The sequence below is a fragment of the Haladaptatus ordinarius genome (genome assembly GCF_054177595.1).
In genome coordinates, this window is sequence record NZ_JBPEHH010000048.1 from 13,655 (window position 1) to 34,497 (window position 20,843).

Here is a 20,843-nt window from a genome sequence, read left to right on the forward strand (position 1 = left end):
CCATCAGGTATGTACGATACGATTCTCGTGCCGACCGATGGGAGCGAAGGTTCAGAGCGGGCCGTCGAGTTGGCCATCGATCTCGCAACGACATACGATGCAACACTACATCCGCTCCACGTCATCGACGTGAACATGCTCGCGATAGAAGATGAATTCGAAACCATACTTTCATCGCTCGAAGATTCCGCACAGGAGATGGTAGACGATGTCGTCGAACGGGCTACTAACGCAGGAGTCAGTACGACCGAGGGCTTTTTCGATCTAGGCGTTCCTTACAAGGTGATTCTCGACTACGCCGACGAACACGATATCGATCTCATCGTGATGGGAACGCACGGTCGGACGGGGCTCGATCGCTATCTCCTCGGCAGCATCACCGAGAAGGTTGTCCGTACATCCGACGTCCCGGTGCTAACGGCCCGTGTACCGGACACTGAATCGTAGTCACGAAGCGGTGACAGCTCCGTGTGCGTACCGATTCACGACACACACCAGCGCGTTGTTCTAGGCGCTTCGGTGGTCTCTGAGATTGGTGTCGCCCTTACGCGAAACCGTCATCGAGCACGACGACGGGCAGGAGTCCCAAAGTAGGACCCTGCGACAGGTGAGACCACGGTCACGCTCACGCGGCCGGCCAACGACCGACACGGCTGGAAGCAATTCAGCAAGACAGTGCGCCGCGAACGCATTCACGCCCGGCAATTCCTCAGGGGCGGGTATGCGTCGCGATGTCGGCCCAGACGAGACGGTGGTCAGAAGCCATAGCGACGTCTTCGCCGAGGTTCCGCTTCGTCGCGGTCTTGCTCGGCCAGACAACCGACGAGGCACGAAGCGAGAGGTCCGGGGACGGGAGGACGTAGTCGATCTGTTCGACAACGCCCTCGAAATCGCCGCCGAACCGTGTCGCGGTGGGGAGACCGCGTTGTGCCCCGCCTGGACTCTTCGGGAGGCGGTCGGTGTAGAAGTCGTCGTTGTCGAGGAAGAACTCCTGAGCGGGGTCAAGCGGACGCTCGTCCCGACCCAGACCCGGTCCCGCGTTCATGTCGCCCATCAGGACGTAAGAGGCGTCATCGTCGAGACCGCCGCGGACACCACTGTCGTCGTAGATGTAGTCTTCCCCAGCGACGTAATCTGCGAAGAATCGGACTTCGTCGTGGTTCCACCTCCCGTTGAAGTTGTTCACGCCGTCGAAGCCGGGCGGCGTCGGGTGCGCGAACAGGCCGTGGACCGTCCCTCCCTCGACCTCGAACGGAACATCGATGTGAGTCTTCGAAGAGAGTCGATAGACGTCGAGTTCCTCCTCCGTAAGGTAGATGGCGAGTTCGTCGTCCTCGGGGTCCGTGACGACGCCTTCTTCGCCCGCTACCGGAATGAGGTTCCCGGGCATGTCCGCCCATTTGAACGTCTGGAAGGAACGAACGCTCGACTCGTCGATCGGGTACTTGCTCGCGATGGCGAACGCATAGTGACCCGGATACACCCCGAACCCGAACGCGTCACCGGGTCGTTCGCCGAACGTTCCGTCCTTGTTGAAATCGTAGTCCTGTTCGGGGAGGACGCCCGTGTTGCTCTCTGGCTGGAGTGTGTATTCGTAGTCGATTCCGTCGAGGTCGTCCCGTTGCGGGACGCTGAGGTAGTTCTCGACGAAGGCGTCGATGTTCGCTCTATCGGTGTATTTGCCCTGCTGGAAGTTGTTGGTGAGTTCGTTGACGACGAGGACGTCTGGCTGGACTTCCTGGATGACTCGGGCGGCCGCTTCCGCCTGTGGGTCACCCGGGTTCTGGACCTGCTCGGTCTCCAGTTCGATTACGTTGAACGCCGCGTAGCGAGTCCCACGACCCTGTTCTCTGTGTCCCGTTCGCTGTCGACCGCTCACGGTACCGACGAAACCGACTGCAGTCGCTGTACCACCGATCTTCTCGAGTAACGATCGTCTGGTCTGAGGTCGAACCATCGGTCGCATCGATGGTACACGTCCATATTAATATTTCCGAACACATAACTAGTTAGTAATACGAACCGACATCTGATTGTTAGAAGACGGAGATTCGAGATGACCACGAACACCGTAGAGAATCGGACTCCGTCAAGTAAAGGCCTCCCGACAGATCGACACTACCGTCTCGTGGTCGAACGTGGTGGGGTTCGTTTCCATGTTGATGTTCTGCAGTGCTCGCGTGGCGATGGTATCCCAGTCCCAGTCTTCCGGAGCACCCTGTAGCGATGTTTCGAGATCCAGCGTGGCGAGAAGCGTTTCGATACGAGATGCGAGTTCCTGGCCTGGTGCATCGGTCTCGTTCACGAGCCGACTGTATCGCAGTCGCGCTCGCTCGGAAGTACTCGCATTCGCGGTGACGACGTGTGGGAGAAGCAGTGCGTTCGTATGTCCGTGGGGCGTGTCGTATAGGCCACCAACGGCGTGACTGATGGCGTGGACGGCACCGAGTCCGGCGTTGTTCATCGCCAGTCCCGCGAGGTAACTCGCGTTGAGCATCCGTTCGCGTGCCAGAACGTCGTCCCCGTCGGTAACCGCTCGTGGGAGGGCGCTCACAGCGACGTCGAACGTCTCACTCGCGTAGGGGTCCGTCAGCGGCGATGCTTCGGACGAGACGAACGCTTCTATCGCGTGTGTCACGACGTCGAATCCGGTGATGGCTGTCAGATACGGAGGGAGGGACGTCGTGAGTTCCGGGTCGAGGATGGCCGTCTCGGCTCGGAGCGTCGAATGGCCGATACTCGTCTTGACGTTCGCGTCGTGGTCGCTGATCACCGCCCAGTGGCCCGTTTCGGTTCCCGTTCCCGCAGTCGTCGGGACGAGTACAGTCGGAGTGTCCATCCCTGGGGAAGGGGGACGAGAGTCGGGGGACGTCGGCCGTAGCGCGTCGAACGACCCGAACGCCGGTAGCGCACAGCCTGCCTTCGTGGCGTCCATCACACTTCCACCACCGACCCCCACTACGACGTCGGCCTCTTCTGTCACGTTCCGTACCGCTCGTACCGTCTCGACGGTGGGATTCGATTCGACTTCGTCGAAGACGGTTTCCACCGAGAGGCGCTCGTGAATCGGCTCAAGCAGACCCGCCTTCCGGACGCCCCTGTCGGTGATTACTGCGACAGAGTCGGCTCGGTCGACGAGTCCGAGAGACGAGAGAGTATCGATTCCACTGCGTTCGTGGTAGGTAGGCGGCGGTGGGGTAAACAGGACCATGCGAGTCGGCGAATCGTTTTCGAGTACCGTGTAAAGACGTAGTGACAAACATATCGGCATTTTTCTACCAGAACGAGCGAGTACGCAGAACGGACGGGGCAGACGAGTACGTGTCGATGGGGTTAGCCACTCACTTCGGTGTCGTCTCCCGATTCGACACTCCCCGACGAGACGTCGGGCCAGACGCGCCAACCGGCGACGGTGAGCCCGAGGAACCACCACACGAACAGACTCAGTGCGTTCAGGGATGGACTTCCAGCGTCGACCGACGCACCGCCAACCACGCCCACGGCACCCGAGAGCACGAGCCCTCGGAACGCACTATTGGGGCTGAGCGCGAGGTACATCGATACGTTCTCCGCCGGGAACAACTCGGCTGCGAGCCCCGCCAGCAACGTGGTATCGATTCCGATGACGAACGCCGCCGTGAACGCAGTCGCGAGTGCGAATGCCGTCCGGAGCGTTCGTGCCGCCGTCGACACTGCGACAGACACCGAAAGCGTGACGAGCGTGAACACGGCGGAGAGAACGACGAATCGAACGAAGCGAAGGGCGGAGTCGGCGGCGTGGTTCTGGGCGAGGAACGTCGGTTGCTCGGCGGTGAGCATCGGGACGAGCAGTCCCGCGCCGACGAGTGATACGACGACGAGTCCGACGAGCACCGTCGCTCGCCCGAGATAGACGCCACCGACGTAGGCGATTCGACTCACGCCGAACGTACGCACCATATCGAGTTCGCCGGTAAGACGGTCGTCGAGGATGGCCCGGTAACCGAACGCGAACGCGAGAACGGGAATCAGTATCTCGGAGAACGTAAGGAGGTCGAAGATTAGCGGAACGTATCCACCTCCGCCGCCCGTCCCTGCCCACGCGACTCCGACGATGCTCGCGACGAAGACCGCAGCGAGGGCGACGAGCGCAGGCGTTCTCGCGACTGTTCTGAGTTCTCGGTTCGCAACTACGAACAGTTCGGAACCGATTTTCCGACCATTCATCTGTCGGACACCTCCGTCCCGTACCCCGACTGAACCGTCGAACCAAGTTCGTCTTCACGCACCGTCGTGAGAAATGCGTCGACGAGCGTTTCGCTGTCGGTCGACGTGAGTACGTTGGCAGGCGTATCCACCGCCGCAAACTGACCACGGTCGAGGAGTGCAACGATGTCGGCGTGCATCTCGACTGCAGAGAGGTGGTGGGAGGCGACCACGACGCCCGTTCCATCGTCCGCAAGCGACCGGAGAACGCGGAACAGTCGCTCGACCATGGCGGGGTCCAGCCCGCTTTCTGGTTCGTCGAGGACCAGCACAGCGGGTTGGCCGATGATTGCCTGTCCGAGGCCGAGGAGACGCGTCATGCCGCCGGACAACGAGCCGACGTTTCGATCTGCAACGTCCGCGAGGCCGACTCGTTCGAGCGTTCTATCGACCTCTGCAGAACTCGCATTGCCGAGGAAGCGTGCGTAGAACTGGAGCGTATCGCGGGCCGAAAAGCCCTCACGAAATCCCGGTTGCTGCGGAAGGTACCCGACGTCTCGGGAACGCTCCGTCTCCGTGCGGGTGGTCGTAACTGTACCGCTGTCTGCGCCATGGACGCCAGCGAGTATCTCCATGAGCGTCGATTTGCCCGAGCCGTTGGGACCCACGACGGCGACGAGGTCACCCCGGTCGACGGTGAGCGAGACACCGTCAAGAACCGCAACGTCTCCGAACGACCGCGAGACGTCGGTTGCCCGAAGCGCCGTCGGTCTCCGCGCGGTACCGACAGGGTCGGTACTCGTCGTTGCCTCCCGCGACGGCACCTCCGAGGTGTCGGTCACGCGGCGGTCCCTCCGGTCGTGTTCGCTCGCACGGCGGCGACCCGTTCACCGTGGAAGGGTTCGGTTCGCGGCGCGGTATCGAGGACGCCGGATTGTCTCAGTCCGGAGACCGAGTCACGGGCGCGCCGCAGCGTCACCGCCGCTGGTGACTGCGCCAGCGACGTTGCTCCAGACACGTCTCCGAGTCGGCTATCGACCGCACCAGTCGCCTGATACCCCCTATCGTACACGGCGTCACCGTCTGCATCTTCGATGGGAAGCGCCCCCCAGTAGTTGCCGACGCCGCGATGGGTCCACGTTTGCAGGGGTCCCAGATCAGATTCGATCTGTTCGTCGTTGTCTACGAAATCGTTGCGGAAGACCCAACTCAGCGGGAGGATGTCCGTGGCTCTGGCACCGACGTCGTTGCCGACGACGACGTTGTCGACGAAGGCGTTCTGATCGCCGAACACCAGCAACCCGTACTCGTTGTTGGCGAGTACGTTGTTCGCGAAGAGAGAGTCGCTGCCGGCGGGGACGATGCCGATCTTGCTATCCCGCACGTCGTTGCCGACGACGATGTTGTCCGTCGGTTGGGTCATCACGTTGATGCCAGTCAGCGTATCGCGGGCCACGTTGTTCGTGACGAGCGAGTGGTGGGTGTACATCTGGTGGACTCCGTAGCGACCGCCGCGCATCCTGTTGTCTCGAATCACGGTTCCGTCAGCCCGGTGGGTGTAGACGCCGTCGCGACCGTCGAGGAACGTCGAGTTCTGGACGACGCTTCGACTGTCGATGATAATCGTCCCCATGAACCCCTCGTAGATTCTCGCTGCGCCCCGGACGGTCACGTCGTCGACGACGGTGCGGTCACTCTCGCGGGCGATAACTCCACTGGAGTTCGACTGGATAGCGACGTCCGAAACGACCGACCCGTTCGACCCGTCGAGAACGATTCCCGCATCGCCGTATCCATAGGCGAGCTGGACGCTCGTATCCCAATCGACGGAGTCGTTTCGCCGTTCGTTCCCACGGCTGCCGACGATGCCGACCCCGTCGATGCGGAGATTGTGGAACGCAACCCGGTCAACAGGCGCATGAACGACGCTCCCTTTGCGGTCACCTCGCAGGGTCGTATCGACGCCAGCGCCAGCGATCGTGATGGGTTTCTCGACCACGAGGGTGTCCGTCTCGTACGTGCCTGCCGGCAGATACACCGTCGTGTTCGGCCTCGCAGCGGCCACGGCAGCGGAGACGTTCGGTGCGTCTTCGCCGACGACGACGGACCGCGGTCTATCGAGAAGCGTCCGGGACGCTGCGACGGTGTCGTTCGCCCACGCACGGCGGGCTTCCGTCTCCGCTTCGAAGCGGGCGAGCCGGGATTCTACGGGGTCGTCGTCGCGGGCCCGTACCGTTTCCCAGTCTACGACCGTCCCACCGTGCGTCTCGACGAACCGATTCGCATCAGCACGGTCGGAGAAGGGGAGTACGACGGGCCCCGATGGAATCCGTGCGTCGCTATCGACGACGAAGAACGCGTCGCTGGCAGCGGCCCACCCGACCGTCTCGTTTCCGTTCGTAGTGACGAAGCCCGCTCCTGTCAGCCTCGGCGTCGCGGTAGAGAAATCCGAGACGTACACCGCGAGCGACTCGCCGAACTGACGTCTGGTGCCTGGGTCGGTGAGTTCTGATGCAGTCGCCTCAACCCCGTAGTACCCGACGACGTACCGATAGTTCGAGAAGAACACTTCCGAGCGGGGGATGAGAAATCCCTCCGCACGTGCTCGCTGAACGTCGACAGCGGTTCCCCCCGCGGTCACGGTGTCGTCGAACGACACTGGTTGGAGTTCTTCCCCACTGGCGGGTGTCAATGCGAAAGAGAGCGTCGAGAGGATCATCACGGCTGCGAGTGACGTACACAGCCACCGTGTCCTGGTCGGCGATAGCAAGGCTATCCGTTCACCTTCCGAGACCGGCGATGACTTCCTGAGTTACCTCGTCGTGAGTTGCAAGGTCGCCTCCGTGTTTCGACTGGAACGACTTGGCGTCCGCTTTCGCAGTGAACGCGATGAGGTCTTTTCCCATCGCACCCAGAACCTCAGAGCCGACGACGTAGGTCACGTCGTCCACCAGCGCGAATCCATCCTTCCGTGGATGTGTCGAGATGAGTTTGGCTCCGTCGTCCTCGGTAACCGTGTAATCGACGCTCGAGTAGTCCATTACGTAAAATGCAGTTCGCTTCCAGCCCTTCTTTTCGCGCTCGAAATCGTACTGATACGCCTCCCACGTGCTATCGAACCGTGCCGGATTCTCGTGGGCATCGGGGCTGTTGTCGGCGTAGAATATCTCCGACGTCGGCCCGGGATGCTGGGCGATGACCATCCCACAGACGTCGCACGTCGCATCCTTCGGGAGGGCGACCGCCGCGGGGACGTCGGTGTCCGTTTCTCCACTGACGCCGAGGCATCCTGAGACGGAGACAAGCGCAGCACTCGCGCCGAGCAACATCGTTCGACGCCGACTGTAAGTTGCTTCCTCCGACCACCGGTTTTGCTCGTCCATACTCTGAATCGAGGACGCTCGTTCCAAGTATCATCTGGTTCATCTGTCGAATCATCGTGTCACAGTACTCATAACTGAGAATTTTCCGTCGAATTCTCGCTGAAATACCAGTTCCCTCGGACCGTCAGAGAGTCGCTACGACCGACCACGGGCCACTCCGTGAGCAGTGGTGGGGCCAGTACTCTCGGCAACCCATTCGAGATACTCACAGCCACGCGTTTCGACCGCCTCTGCCGTTCAAGAATCGAAATCGTACGCAGAATACAAGAACGTATGTTCTCGGTGGAGTGTTTTCTCGACTGCGTGCAATCCGAGAGAGACGTCACGAGCCGATAGAGGACGTGACGAAGATTTTCGAGACGCCGTCTCCGTGACCCGACCGTGAAGATAAGGAAAGATGGCGAGCGCAGACCACCCCGTCTTCGGGCGCGGGAGGAGGTCAATTTCTCAGCGAAACTAGAACGAGTAGCAGGCCACTCGAGACGATTGCCGACTGAATGAGACTGGCAGACAGAACCGAGGTGTCCAGGACGAGGTAGATGAGTCGCTCGCATATCGCCCCGGTCCCGATGAACACGAATCCGAGGGAGACGTACAACATGGGTTTGCTCTCGTTCCGTCGATAACCGTGATACGCCAGATAAGCAACGATCAGGCTCAACACGAGCGTGACCAGTTTCGCCGCAAGCACCGGTGTTTCGATCATTCGTCACCTCGGAGGCCGTCCCAGAGGGAAGTGAAGTTGTCCGCGAGGTCGTCCCGGGTTTCGATGGCCAACGACAGTTCACCGTTGGAGAGTTCCACGTCCATTCCTTTGAGAATCGTCACGTACTCGTTTTGGTGGCCTCCGTCCGGATGAATCGTCGTCCGCTCTTCGAGAAGGTCGTACTCTTTTAGCGTCGAAACACGGCGATAAATCGTCGGTAGTGACGCGTCACACGCTTCGCTGAGTGCCTTCGCCGTCATCGGCTGCCTATCTGCTACGACGAGAATTCGTCGTGCGTAATCATCTGCTAGTAGCGCAAAGATATCGTCGGAATCCGGGTCACCGGGCAGATGCACGATGACTCCACTCTTGTACTCCATTAAATATGCAGTGATTTCCGGAGCCAAGTGTCTCGCTGATCGAGTACTCGTTCAGCGACCAGTCGGCTACAGTGGTTCGGTACGAGCATCGATCAATCTAATTCGCAGCGACGACAGTTTCGGTTGTGTCTGCTGTAGACGAGCCCTGCCAAGAGACCCACCGAAATTGCCCCAAGAGCGGGCCGAAGTGGATCGAAGTAGGTCATCAGGGCCGACGAGCTGAAAAGCGCCAACAAGAAGACGTTACAGATGGGACAGCCGACGGCGAGAAAACTTCCGACCGATGCGCCGATTGCCCATCGATTCGACGTCGCGTCGGTGGTCGCATCGTCGGTGGCCACTCGCTGTGCGGTATAGACGCCCGCCAGGAGTGCTGTCAACGCAAGAAACAGGTAATCGAGTGGCGTTCGTGGCACCATACGAACGTAGAGTGGATTTGGGATAAGACCGGTGACGATTCCAAAGAGCACGAAGACGCCACCACTGACGAGGAGTCCTCTCGTTATCGCGCATCGATTCGACGAGAGTCGTCGAACAGCCGTCTGTACCGTCGACATCTATTCTTGCCCTTTCATCGTTTCGCTCGATAGGTGACGTGCGGCGTTTCTATCCAATCTGAACCTCCCGGTACGATTCATCGAGAGCTGTCCGTCTGATTCGATTGAAAGCACGATTGTCCGTGTCGACGACCACGATGCATAAAGACCCAGCCACTGTTTTCTAGACCTGAAACTCGCCGACGGACACCACCGGTCGAAAAGCTCCCATCTTGGTGACTGTGCACACGGCGTTCCGATACTGACCGGACTTGCCGAGTTCTTCCGTTGTGCAGAGACGCTGGCGGCTCTGAAGCGTAGGTACGTCACGTGAATCACTTCTCGATGACCGTATCCTCTAGCACGAGCACGTCGAGCCCCATTCCGTAAAAGTCCTTGAGTGCTTGCGTTGGCGACTCGACAATCGGCTCGGCATGGTCGTTGAACGACGTATTCAGTACGACCGGTACACCAGTGATATCGGCAAATTCCGAGATAAGTCGGTAATACTGTGGATGCTGTTCTTCCCGGACGGTTTGTGGTCGCGTCGATTTGTCTGCCGGATGAAGCACCGCCTCGATATCGTCTCGTTTCGTTGGTTTCACGTCGGACGCTGTTATCATGAACGGTGCTGGCTCGCCATTTTCGAGATATTCTCCCGCGGCGTCTTCGAGCATCGACGGGGCGAACGGTCGCCACTTTTCCCGGTGTTTGACGAACTCGTTCACCCGGTCGCGGGACGCGATGGTTCGCGGGTCAGCGAGGATGCTTCGACTCCCGAGTGCACGGGGACCCATCTCCATCCGCCCAGTGAACCACCCTATCAGTGCCCCATCGGCGAGACGTTCGGCGACGTAGCGTTCGAGATTGTCCGGGCGTTCGTAATCGACCTTGTTCGTTTCCAGGAGGTCGACCACTTCCTCGGTGTCGTACTCAGTGCCAAGATAGACGTTCGTCATCGTCGGGACATCGGTCGGCGACTGTTCGAGCCATCCGGCACCGAATGCGAGTCCGGCGTCGTGCGCGACCGGTTGAACGAACACGTTTTTGATGGACGTTGCGTTGATCAGTTGCTTGTTCATCTTGCAGTTCAACGCGACGCCACCAGCGATTCCGACGTTCGCTGTGCCGATTGCGTTGGCGTAGGTCGACGCGATGTCGAGAACGGTTTCTTCGAGGAATTTCTGAGCGGTGTATGCGAGGTCTTTCTGCCACTGGTCGAACTCGCCAGGTGAGTCGTTTCGAGGGCGACCAAATGCCTCTTCTAACGTTCGTACACCGTGGTCCGTGCCCCAACGCTTCGTCAGTGCCGTCACGTCGTAGTTGACACCGGACGTGACGAGGTCGCGTAGTGTGGTCTCGATAGCGTCGTTTTCCTCACCGTATGGTGCGAGACCCATAACCTTCCCTTCGCCATTGAACATCCGATATCCGAGGTACTCAGTGATGACAGCGAAGAAAAGACCGAGGCTATTTGGGTGCTTGTACGTTCGAACCCGCGAGAGACCGTCTTCGTCCCCGCGCCAGACGACCGTCGAATCGTACTCACCCTTGGCGTCTACCGTGAGCACTAACGCCTCGTCAAACCCGGAGGGGTGAAATGCGCTGGCAGCGTGGCACGCGTGATGAGGTTTGGTCTCGACCGGCGGAACCGGGGTTCCGATTTCGGCCAGTTTTGATTCGACCTGGTTGGTCGGGAAAAACTGCCCCCGTACCTGGGATTTCACCAGCCACTCCAGATGACGGAGCTTCGTCTCGACGCCATCGAGACGAGCGGCATCCCGGACGTAGTGGTCGAGAACTTTCGATTGAAGCGACGGGTCGTAGGGGAGGATGACTTTCGAGATATCACGGAGGTCGAGATTGCGATGGTCGAGACAAGTGCGTATCGCCTCGTCTGGGAACGTCTCCGGCGCATGTTTGTTACGAGTCAGTCGCTCTTCTTCGATGCCGAACACGACCTCACCATCCTCGAACAGGACTGCACTGGGGTCGTGTCGTCCATACAGTCCGATTGCGGGCTTGAACGCGAGCAAGTACTCAGACATGGTGAATTTTTGAAATCAGTGTTCGTTGTCCGGAGCGGCGTCGCTGTGTACGTACACCCAGATTATGTCGCCGTCTTGCAGTTCGTACGACTTCGGATCGATGTCGGTCGCTCGCTGTCGGATGCTGATTTCCGTCCCGTCGGCGGACGATTTGTAGATTCCACCGTGCTGTCCCCCACTCGCGTACTCGATTACGTGACCGCCACGGTTCGAGTAGGAGATGTCCGGCAGTTGGTCGAACACCTCGGCGAGCGTGATGGGTTCACCCCGGCTCGTCCAACCGTAGTAGGGTGGGTCGCTGTTCTCGAACTGGAACCGCTTCGTCCCGGTCCGCTGGTACTTCGATGCGGTGAAGTCCAGCCGGCGGTTGTTGATGTCGAACATAATCTTCCCCGACCGAGTGTCACCACTGCCATCCGACCTATCACCAGTCGAGATACTGACCCAGAACTGGTCGGCGTGTTCGATTTCGTAGTTCGTCGGGTCGATATCCTCGGTTCCCTCACGGATGGTGATATCGGTGCCAGAGCGTCCACCGTGATACGTCGTTCCTTTGTATCCAACGACGTGGCTCCCTCCGCGTTGCGAATACGAGATGTCCGGCAGAAGGTTCAGCCCCCGAGCGAACGTGATGACCTTCTTCTCGTTGCTCCACTCGTTCGGCCCGTGCGCAGACTTGTGGAAATGGAAGTACACCGTCTCCGGGTATTGCTTTTCGAGATTGTCGAGATAGTACTTCGACCGGTCGAAATTGACGAGGTCTCCGTCGATTTCGAAGAAGAGCGGACCGTGCCAGTGATAGTCGATGTATCCCGGTTTGTCTTCGGTAGTGGTCTCTGTCGTTTCGGTAGTTCGTTCTGTCGTCTGCGTTTCTCGATACGTTGTTCCTGTCGTCTGCGTCGTGCGACTGCTCGTCGTTTGCGTGGTCGAAGCAGTCGTCGATTCGCTCGATGCTCCGTCTAGTCCCGTACAACCTGCGAGACTTGAAAGGATTACTGCGGTACTACTCAATACAGCTCTGCGCGTCGATCGCCAGTCGTTGGAATCCATATTTGTGAAAGTCGAATTCAATCGTCGGATGCTACTATACAGCCTGTAATATGTGCACGTCTGCCTGTGGTAGTCAGTCGAATCTCTACGTCGGACGACGTGTGAAAACAGTATAATACAGGATGAGCGCTTTCACCCAGAGAATATCTCCGGTATGTTTAAGAGACCACTTCGACCACCCGGTGATGCAAACCTATCCGCAGAGGGCCGAGGACCGTCAATTGGGTGCAACTGGGATGGTTTCGGATACTCACCTTCGACACCGAGATAAGCCGCATTACACAGGTGTTTCATCACCGACCGTGTGCCCTCCGTCGAGAATGTAGAGAGCAGAAACTTGTCCTCTCGAACTACAGTAACGAAAAGAGCGGCGCGTTCTCAACCGTTATGCGTGAGCCGTTACATCGATTGCGCCACGAGAACCGACCGTCTCTCTCGACTACTGGTGGATTGGTTACGTTATCGTCCTCGAAGACTTGTCGTTCATCCGTGAGAGATTGGACTACGGCAAGTACATGAATCGCCGGTTGCACTCGTGGGCGTTCGCTCGACTTGCCGGGCGTATCGAGGACAAAGCCCGTGACGCAGGTATTCCCGTTCGGAAGGTGAACCCCGCGTACACCAGTCAGACGTGCCACGCATGCGGCCACCTCGGATATCGTGGCAGACAGGCCACGTTCCGATGTGCGAACGACGAGTGTTGGGTAACGGAGTATCAAGCTGATATTAACGCGGCAGCGAACATCGCCGGTCGCGTAGACCCGTGGGGTGAGAGCCTGTCGCTAAAACCGACGGGCGATGACACCCCACAGGATGGGAGCACTTGTGACAGTGCCACAGGACACCGCATGCCGAGTCTGCAACCCGGACAGACGACGCTTGCGACGTTTCAGTCCCGAAACCTCTGTAAGACTTCCCTTGTAGGAAGCCCCGCCCTTTCGGGCGGGCGAGGATGTCACTCGGAAGGCTGTTCTGTGGGTGCCTGATTCGGTTCCCCCTTCTGAATGATGAGACGCGCAATCCGAGCATTCTCGACGTCGTCTACCGCCAGGGAGTACCCCTCTCGTTCGATCCGGTCACCAACCTCGGGTACCCGCCCTAGCTGGCTGAATACGTATCCACCGATCGTCTCGACGTCCTCGCTCTCGAAATCGGTGTCCAATCTATCGTTCACCTCCTGGACGGGCACACCTCCATCGACGGCATATATCCCGTCTTCGCGCTTCTCGATAGTTTGCTCCTGGGCCCGGGTGTCGAATTCGTCTCGAATATCGCCGACGATTTCCTCCAGGATATCCTCGATCGTGACGATACCCTCGAAGACGCCCCACTCGTCGACGACCACGGCCATGTGCCCCTCTTGCGTCTGGAACTCGGCCAGAATCTCGTCGATGCGCCGGGTTTCTGGGACGATGAGAACCTCACGTGCGAGGTCACGAGCCGTGAGCGAGTCGTCGCGACCGGTGTCCGATTCGCTCACTCTGAGTAGATCTTTGACGTGGACGAATCCGATCGGTTGCTCGCCGTTCTCGTCGAGTACGAGATAGCGTGTGTATCTCCCGTCGGCGGCACGTGAGCGGAGTTCTGGGACGGCAATCGAGTCAGGTACGGTTTCCACATCTGGCCGTGGAACCATCACCTCGCGAGCGATCGTATCGCCGAGGTCGAAGACGCTTTCGATCATCTCGACCTCGTCGAGGTCGACGTGTCCTTTCTCCTGTGACCGCGTGAGAATCATCCGAATTTCTTCTTCAGAGTGCGTTTCCTCACTCTCCGAGGCCGGTGGGATGCCGACCAGTCGCGCGACGTAGTTAGCTGTGCCGTTGAAGACGATGATACCCGGCATAAACACGTAGTAGAAGAATTTCATCGGCGGAGCGACGATGATCGAGATGCGTTCCGCTTCCTGAATGCCGAAGGTCTTGGGCGTGAGTTCGCCGAACACCACGTGAAGGAAGGTGATGAACCCGAACCCGAGCGCGAACGAGACGAGATGAAGCGTTCCGGCGGGAAGAACCGGTTCGAGAACGGGTTCGATGAGGTTCGCCACGGCGGGTTCGCCGATCCACCCGAGACCGAGCGAGGAAAGGGTGATTCCGAGTTGGCACACCGCGAGATAGTCGTCGAGATTCTGAATCGCTTCCTGAACCAGTTTCGCTCCCGACTTACCCTGTTCGACGAGTCCCTCGACCTGAGTGGGCCGAATCCTGACGAATGCGAACTCCGCGGCCACGAAGAGGCCGTTCATGAACACGAGGAAGAACGCAACGAGCAGACCACCGACGGAGACGAGATTTACCATTGGTTCCCTCGGCGGTGCGCGTAAGCGTCTCGAAGTTGGTTCACACTCCACCTGAAGCTCTCGCTGGCTACCTCGACGTCTCGCGATATCGTTTCGCTTTCCGTGTCGTGGATAACCGATACGTCTCCATGGGGAGTCGAACGGGACCGACGGAAAGCCCATTCAGAAGAGAGGAGCGGAACTCTGTTCTGAATGAGTAACTCGACCATACGTATTGCTTGTAGACCGGCTCACAAAACCGTGTCGAGTACGGACGACGCGACGGAGCTGAACGTCCTCCGCTCGTTGTCTACGTTTTCTGATACTCATCCTGTCCAACCGAATCGCTTCTCCACCGCACCTCATCTTGGACAGTCGTTCCAACGTGAGAACTCGGTATCTCAACGCTGGCGTTCTTCACGAGCGAGCGTAATCACTGGAACGGGCGCAGTTCGCACGGTTCGTTCGGCAACGCTGCCGAGCAGGATTCGATCGACGCTCCGACGACCGGTCGTGCCCATGACGATGGCGTGAACCTCGTTGGGGTCGATGCTGGCGAGGATTTCCTCCGCAGGCTGCCCATGTTCGATGTGACTACTGACATCCGTAAGCCCACGCGAGTTGGCGGCCGTCATTACGTCGTCGACGGCATCCGTTGCTGTCCGTTCGAGCTTGTCTTTCGAGAGTGTCGAGCGGACGTCGGGGCCAAATACAGTGTCGTCCACGACCGATAGGACGTGGACGGTTGCGTCGAGGGACGCCGCAAGTTCAAGCCCATGGTGTACGGCGTGCACCGCCGCTTCGCTCCCGTCCGTCGGAATGAGGATGTTCTCGTACGGGAAGACCAGTTGCTCGTCGGGTTGCATTCTGGCAGTGAGGACGGGGACGGACGAGAGTCGGACGACCTTCTCACTGACACTGCCCCGGAGGTATCGTGCTATCCCTTCGCGGCCCTGCGTGGGCATCACGATCAGGTCGTGGCCGTATCGCTCGGCGTACTCGATGATCGTCGGGGCTGGATTCCCTTGGACCACATCGGTCTCGTACTCGACGCCGAGTGTGTCCAACGTCTTGCCCGCGTCCGCGACGATGTCCTTTCCTTCCTGCACGAGTGCATCGACGACTGTGTTTTCGACGACGGTGATGCTGTCGCGCGACGTATCGGCGACGAACAGGAGATGGATGGTCGCGTCGGTCACGGTGGCGATTTCTCCGGCGTGATGGAGAATGTCGGCGGCGGCCTCACTCCCATCGACCGGGAGTAAGATGTTCTCATACATGGCCACGGCCCAATACGAACGGCGGTTGCTAAGGCGTTTTCACTGCGAGGATTCCAGAGCCCACCATCCGAAAACTTCCGATGGCCACCCTGAAAACGACCGGGATGCGTGCGATGCAGTAAGGAGTCGGGGAGAGAAAAGCTCGGGTTTTACACCGAGGTGGCAGTCACTCCCAGCGGCGAGTCATGGCTACCAGACCACCGATCACACAGAGCACCCCAACTAACGCTATTATCGGTGAGTTGATGTTTGGAAGCCTTCCAGACCCGGGAGGGTCAGATTTGTCCGACGTTCGCGATGGCTCCGTTTTGGCGTCGGTCGTCGCAGTATTCGACGTTCGCGATGTCTCCGTTTTGGCGTCGGTCGTCGCAGTATTCGACGTTCGCGATGTCTCCGTTTTGGCGTCGGTCGTCGTAGTGTGAGTAGTTACGGTCGACGGTTCTTCACTGGTTTCGGTCGTACATGATGGAGTGGTCGACGTGCTCTCCTCATCGGAACCCGAATCAGTGTCGGTAGTGTTCGAGGTACCATCGGTGGTTGTACCGTCGGTGTTCGCTGGCTCATCCGACGTTCCATCATCGTTCAAATCACAACGGTTGGTATTCGTCGTCGTGGAGTTGGCACAGCTATCTGTATTCGCGCCTTCGTCCGTGGTGCAATCGTCGTCTGAACTCCCGTCGAGTACAAACGTAAAATCACCACGGTCCGTCCCGAGTCGATTTTCCTCTCCCGTATTCGCGTTCGCTGCAACCGGAGAGACGAATGGGGCAGACAGAACTTGAAGAAGAACTAACAAGATGAAAACCTGCCGGATTTTGGGTAGGATTTGCCGTTCTCGATTGAATACGAGAGTTCGAAGAAACGCCAGACAACTCATGGTATCTCTATCGACCTCTCGTGCATCTCTTCGTACTCCGTACGGTCGTCCAGGACGTGACAGACCGACTGGTGGGCGCTCTAAACGCCTCTGAGATTTCGCTCGGCAGATAGGCTGCAAGCGCCTTTCGAACCGTTAGTACGTACGGTGGCTTCCATTCCTGGATGAGTTCGCTCCTCGTTTCTCGCTCTCTCTGTTCGTTTTCGTCGGGCATAGTCCTCCTCGTTTTCCCTCATTCAGTTTTCTCTATTTAGTGTTGTTGCTAATGGTTGATTTAGATATTGTTCTTGATCTACTTCCAAACAAATATATATTCTTATTTATATTTAAATAGGAATTTGGCATCAATATAATTTGGGCCGTCTCACCGTGACCAAAGAGGCTGCTCAGGCAGAATTCCATTCGATCGTCGAGCGTGAACCGACTTCCCTTCGAATCCACCGGGGTCGGGAACGAGGGACGTTCGTCACGACTCGGTAGAACCCCTGGTCTTCCGCGTAGAACCGTGTCGCTTCGACAACCGCGGTTACCCACGCTCCGGACGTGAAGTGTGTCGAGAGACCGACTTTGAGCGGGCTATCCTGTCTCGTATACCCCGAAAGCCCCACCATTCCCAGAGTGGCCGCACCACCAACGTCTTTCAGATACGAGCGTCGGTCGACATACGACCTCTCTTTGGTTTGTGATACCATGCAGCACGAACTACCGTCCGCGCCATGTTAATAGTTAATTATTACATAGAACTGTTCGTAGAGTAGTTCAAAGAATCGTAGCTATAATATTCGTTTCAGCGCTTCATTCCCCTACTTTCCGACCGTTTTGCACTTCAAGGTTCCTGTTCGAAAGCCAGCGAGACGGAGAGGTTCCGGAAGAAACTCACGAGACAGAAAAGCTGTTCAGTCCGATGTGGACTCGATCGAACTCGTTGGGCAAAATTCTTTTTTACTAACCAGTGGAGTGTCCTGCGGGAGAGATGAAGATGAACCAAACACGACGACGAGTCCTTCGAGCCATCGGGGCGAGTGGACTCGCCATTTTCGGTGGGGTTTCGAGCGCACAGGAAACGACGACGAGTGACGGGGAGGTCGCCCGTACTCGAGTCATCCACGCCATCCCCGACGCACCGGAAGTCGACGTGTTCGTCGACGGAGGGCGTGCTCTGGAGGGTGTGGCGTTCAAAGATGTAAGCGACTACCTCGAACTCGAACCGGGAGATCACACTATTCAGGTCGCACCCGCAGGACAAGGTCAGGGGAGTGCGCTTATCGAACAACAGGTAACGCTCGAAGCGAACACCGATTCCACGATCGCGGCAGCAGGCACGGTCGATAGCCCGGAGGCGGTCTTGTTCGACGACGACACTGAGACGCCGTCAGGGGACCAGGTTCGGTTGCGAGCAGTTCACCTCTCGCCCGATGCACCGGCGGTCGATATCGCAGCAGACGGTGACGTCCTCGTCGAGGGACTCGAGTTCGGCAACGCCAGCGACTACGTCGAAGTGCCTGCCGGGTCGTACACCCTCGGAGTTCGGCCCGCCGGAGAGAACGAGGCCGTCGCGACGTTCGACGTGACGCTCGACGGTGGCACGGTCGTGTCGGCGTTCGCAGTCGGTCTGTTGGAGGCCGACGACGAAGCACAGGGGTTCGACCTCGTGGCTACCGTGGATGCAGGTGGCGAAGAGATGACGGCTACGACGACGACCAACTAGCGGTTGGCGGTGTCGGTCACGACGATACACGTCTTTTCGCTTCGTCCCGGTCGACGCCGTGACCGAGCCAGAGAGCGTTCGTCGAGTCGATTTGACCGAAGGGTGCGTCGAAGGTCGTAGCCATCCAACGGGCTATTCTATCGTTCCCGACAGTTCAGCACCCTCGTACCCGAGGTTTCCCCTGGTGACGACGACGAGCAGGGCCGCGACGAGCCACACGCCGACGTGGACGTCGACGGCGATTAGAACCGTCATGAAGCTCTCGCCTGTGATGGCCTCGACCGGTATCGGGACGAGCGTACTGTTGGCCGTGTTGATGCCTGCGTGGAGCAGCAGGGCGAGCAGGACGCTCTTCGTCTCGTTGTAGACCCAGGTCAGGAGGAACGCAAAGCCCACGATGTTCAGAATGCGGAGCACGATAGCGGGAGTTTCCTCCACGAGCCACGCGAAGCTGTAAACGGCGTTCGGGTCCGCGACCAACTGAGGGAGGTGCCAGAACGCCCAGACGACGCCGAGAACGAGCGTCGCCGGCACTGGCACGTACTGGTTCTGAAGCCGGGGCAGCGCGAACCCGCGCCAGCCAGGCTCCTCGTTCCCGCCCCCGACGGTCGCGACGATAACGTACGACACGAAGACGAGTGAGAGCCGTCCCGGGAGCAGGGAGAGGTCGACGTCGGCACCGAGAACCACGATAGCGATGCTTGCCAGTCCGACGACCAGCAGAGGGAGGGCCAGTACGACCAGATACTACCGCGGCGCGACGCGCCAGTGGATCATCTGTCTCGCCCACGCCCGGACCGACTCACCATCGAGCCACGTGACCGGCATCAGCGAAATACGAGGAGGGATGGCAGTACTCGGTCCTGGAAGTTTAAATGTTCTAACATATACAGTTCCACGAAAATAGCAAGGTAACTAGAAGTCGTCAGTGTGCTCATCACGCTCGAATTCGTCGTAGTTGCCATAGTGGTGTTTTTCCTCGTACCTCTCGAAGCAGTAGTCTCGCTTGTGCCGATATTTCTGCTTTTTCTGTACGTTCTTTACAAGTACTTCTCTTGAACGGAACAGTGGAGTCGACCGGTGATTCGGTAAGGAGGGCTCAATTGAATCCGCAGAAGACGGCGGGATAAGTCGTCAGAATCAGTGTACTAAAGCGGGAGAGTGCAGTTGTGCAGAAGACACTCTTCCGCTTCGTGAAGCAAGTGGCTTCACTCGCTCAAAAGCTTACTGACGCGGCTCTCATCCAGCTTAGCCATCCAGCCGGCAACGGGTTTGCCGGCTGGAAGCACGCTGTGTTGCTCTACCTTCGCGAGCACATGAACGCCGAGTACGAGGAGGTTATCGATTGGACCGAGGAGATGGAACGGATCCGGTTCTTATTGAGTCTTCGGCGCGGGGAATTCCCCGCGCCTTCGACGCTCTGCAAGGCGTTCAAGCGAGCTCCGATGAGTGTGTGGCGAGAGCTGCTCCGGTCGGGGATGGGGCCTGTTTGACTGGGCCACAGCCCTATCACGGGAGTCAAACCGAGAGGTTCCCCCGGTGTGCCGCCGGTTCCTGTGAGAGTGTGGGTTGAAACCTCGAAGGCTGCTGGCCGATATCCCATGGTGGGATTCCACGTCGTTTACGGCGTGGAGGAGGTCAACACCCGAGCATCATCATCATCGCCGATGTCACTCGGTCAGGCGGCCAAGTCCGGCGTGCAGTCCGTCGGATTGAACGCTCGTTACCGGAACTCTCTGGGCAAATCGCGTACGTAAGCGATTGGCTCTAGGCTGTCACAAATCAGGCGATCACACCACCGGCTCGGGGACGGCGTGTCTCGGAACGTCCTCGCGAATCGGTTTTCGATGGAGACAGTGAGAACGAACCAGCAGTTCGAAGCCCATCTGGGTGCGAGAACATTCCTGCCCGTCGTGCGGGTTCGAAACGGATAGGGACGCGAACGCGGCTATGAACGTTCTGCAACGCGGCTTTTCTGAGGTAGGGCTTGGATGGCCCGAAGACATGCCTGTGGAGACTGCGCTCCCTACGGACACGCCTGATTTTCAGCGCGTGTCTGCAAAGCGCGTCGTAGAAACAGGAAGCCTCGGGGCTTGATCCCGAGGCGATTCACGACTGGTACGAGGAATTCGAGTACGCCTTCGAGCTGGACGTGACGGTCGAGCAACGCATTCGCGACCTTGTTAGCGAGACGGGTTTCGATACTGACTGACAGACGAATTGACGTTCCGTTGACCTCGGCATCTGAGAGGAGCGTGTCATAGAAAGCCTCCCAAGGGAGGCCGCAGGATTTTGAAACTGTGTCCAGCAGTACCAACGCCCTGCAAGACGTCGCTTCGGTAGACGACTTTTTGAATGCGGCGGCGACCGAAACAGTACCGCTGTTCGAACACCTTGAATTCGAGTTTC

Annotated in this window: 17 protein-coding genes and 4 pseudogenes; 7 read left to right on the top strand and 14 right to left on the bottom strand. The window is 58.7% G+C overall.

All coding sequences use genetic code 11. The annotated features are described in order from the left end of the window. Nucleotides 1-9 precede the first annotated feature (9 nt). On the top strand, nt 10-447 hold the full coding sequence (locus ACR3FF_RS16555; RefSeq protein ID WP_458189201.1) for a universal stress protein: 438 nt from the start codon (nt 10-12) through the stop codon (nt 445-447). Nucleotides 448-709: 262 nt separating this feature from the next. On the opposite strand, the gene ACR3FF_RS16560 is transcribed toward ACR3FF_RS16555, so the two are convergent. The 11 genes from ACR3FF_RS16560 to ACR3FF_RS16610 form a co-directional block, all read right to left on the bottom strand. Next, nucleotides 710-1,957 (bottom strand): endonuclease/exonuclease/phosphatase family protein, encoded by a 1,248-nt coding sequence (locus ACR3FF_RS16560; RefSeq protein ID WP_458189202.1) that lies wholly within the window; start codon nt 1,955-1,957, stop codon nt 710-712. Between the two features lie 132 nt (nt 1,958-2,089). Next, entirely contained in the window at nt 2,090-3,211 is a 1,122-nt protein-coding gene (locus ACR3FF_RS16565) for an iron-containing alcohol dehydrogenase family protein (protein WP_458189203.1), read from the bottom strand. 122 nt (nt 3,212-3,333) lie between these two features. Beyond that, on the bottom strand, nt 3,334-4,206 hold the full coding sequence (locus ACR3FF_RS16570; RefSeq protein WP_458189204.1) for an ABC transporter permease: 873 nt from the start codon (nt 4,204-4,206) through the stop codon (nt 3,334-3,336). Continuing rightward, the gene (locus tag ACR3FF_RS16575) at nt 4,203-5,027 is read right to left on the bottom strand and encodes an ABC transporter ATP-binding protein (protein WP_458189205.1); all 825 of its coding nucleotides are present in this window, start codon (nt 5,025-5,027) and stop codon (nt 4,203-4,205) included. The genes ACR3FF_RS16570 and ACR3FF_RS16575 overlap by 4 nt, the downstream gene beginning before the upstream one ends. After that, on the bottom strand, nt 5,024-6,961 hold the full coding sequence (locus ACR3FF_RS16580) for a NosD domain-containing protein (protein WP_458189219.1): 1,938 nt from the start codon (nt 6,959-6,961) through the stop codon (nt 5,024-5,026). The genes ACR3FF_RS16575 and ACR3FF_RS16580 overlap by 4 nt, the downstream gene beginning before the upstream one ends. A 4-nt stretch (nt 6,962-6,965) precedes the next feature. Continuing rightward, nucleotides 6,966-7,568, bottom strand: coding sequence for a nitrous oxide reductase accessory protein NosL (locus ACR3FF_RS16585; protein WP_458189206.1), 603 nt, complete (start codon nt 7,566-7,568; stop codon nt 6,966-6,968). Nucleotides 7,569-8,007: 439 nt separating this feature from the next. Further along, entirely contained in the window at nt 8,008-8,274 is a 267-nt protein-coding gene (locus ACR3FF_RS16590; RefSeq protein ID WP_458189208.1) for a DUF7521 family protein, read from the bottom strand. Further along, nucleotides 8,271-8,654, bottom strand: a complete 384-nt coding sequence (locus tag ACR3FF_RS16595) for a helix-turn-helix domain-containing protein (RefSeq protein WP_458189209.1) — start codon at nt 8,652-8,654, stop codon at nt 8,271-8,273. The genes ACR3FF_RS16590 and ACR3FF_RS16595 overlap by 4 nt, the downstream gene beginning before the upstream one ends. Before the next feature lie 92 nt (nt 8,655-8,746). Further along, nucleotides 8,747-9,211, bottom strand: coding sequence for a hypothetical protein (locus ACR3FF_RS16600; protein WP_458189210.1), 465 nt, complete (start codon nt 9,209-9,211; stop codon nt 8,747-8,749). 314 nt (nt 9,212-9,525) lie between these two features. Beyond that, nucleotides 9,526-11,238: a carbamoyltransferase family protein gene (locus ACR3FF_RS16605; protein ID WP_458189211.1), complete on the bottom strand. Its 1,713-nt coding sequence runs from the start codon at nt 11,236-11,238 to the stop codon at nt 9,526-9,528. 15 nt (nt 11,239-11,253) lie between these two features. Then, on the bottom strand, nt 11,254-12,249 hold the full coding sequence (locus ACR3FF_RS16610; protein WP_458189212.1) for a hypothetical protein: 996 nt from the start codon (nt 12,247-12,249) through the stop codon (nt 11,254-11,256). A 497-nt stretch (nt 12,250-12,746) separates the two neighbouring features. Between ACR3FF_RS16610 and ACR3FF_RS16615 the strand changes: the two are divergent. Then, a pseudogene (locus ACR3FF_RS16615) lies at nt 12,747-13,274 on the top strand (zinc ribbon domain-containing protein); the annotation flags it as partial. On the opposite strand, the gene ACR3FF_RS16620 reads toward ACR3FF_RS16615, so the two are convergent. Both ACR3FF_RS16620 and ACR3FF_RS16625 read right to left on the bottom strand, forming a co-directional pair. Further along, the gene (locus ACR3FF_RS16620; protein WP_458189213.1) at nt 13,244-14,590 is read right to left on the bottom strand and encodes a hemolysin family protein; all 1,347 of its coding nucleotides are present in this window, start codon (nt 14,588-14,590) and stop codon (nt 13,244-13,246) included. The pseudogene ACR3FF_RS16615 and the gene ACR3FF_RS16620 sit on opposite strands and share 31 nt — an antisense overlap. A gap of 380 nt (nt 14,591-14,970) precedes the next feature. Beyond that, nucleotides 14,971-15,849 (bottom strand): universal stress protein, encoded by an 879-nt coding sequence (locus ACR3FF_RS16625; RefSeq protein ID WP_458189214.1) that lies wholly within the window; start codon nt 15,847-15,849, stop codon nt 14,971-14,973. Nucleotides 15,850-17,705: 1,856 nt separating this feature from the next. Between ACR3FF_RS16625 and ACR3FF_RS16630 the strand changes: the two genes are divergently transcribed. Then, nucleotides 17,706-18,434 carry a DUF4397 domain-containing protein gene (locus tag ACR3FF_RS16630; RefSeq protein WP_458189215.1) on the top strand — a complete coding sequence of 243 codons (729 nt, stop codon included), beginning with the start codon at nt 17,706-17,708 and terminating at the stop codon, nt 18,432-18,434. Nucleotides 18,435-18,566: 132 nt separating this feature from the next. Here ACR3FF_RS16630 and ACR3FF_RS16635 read toward each other — a convergent pair whose 3' ends face one another. Next, the gene (locus ACR3FF_RS16635; RefSeq protein WP_458189216.1) at nt 18,567-19,124 is read right to left on the bottom strand and encodes a CPBP family intramembrane glutamic endopeptidase; all 558 of its coding nucleotides are present in this window, start codon (nt 19,122-19,124) and stop codon (nt 18,567-18,569) included. 479 nt (nt 19,125-19,603) lie between these two features. Between ACR3FF_RS16635 and ACR3FF_RS16640 the strand changes: the two are divergent. The 4 genes and pseudogenes from ACR3FF_RS16640 to ACR3FF_RS16650 form a co-directional block, all read left to right on the top strand. Then, nucleotides 19,604-19,906, top strand: a pseudogene (locus ACR3FF_RS16640) (IS5/IS1182 family transposase); the annotation flags it as partial. 400 nt (nt 19,907-20,306) lie between these two features. Then, a pseudogene (locus ACR3FF_RS16645) lies at nt 20,307-20,531 on the top strand (zinc ribbon domain-containing protein); the annotation flags it as partial. A 10-nt stretch (nt 20,532-20,541) separates the two neighbouring features. Continuing rightward, nucleotides 20,542-20,646, top strand: coding sequence for a DUF8137 family protein (locus ACR3FF_RS27435; RefSeq protein ID WP_472850155.1), 105 nt, complete (start codon nt 20,542-20,544; stop codon nt 20,644-20,646). A gap of 88 nt (nt 20,647-20,734) precedes the next feature. After that, nucleotides 20,735-20,843: pseudogene (locus ACR3FF_RS16650) on the top strand (IS5/IS1182 family transposase); the annotation flags it as partial.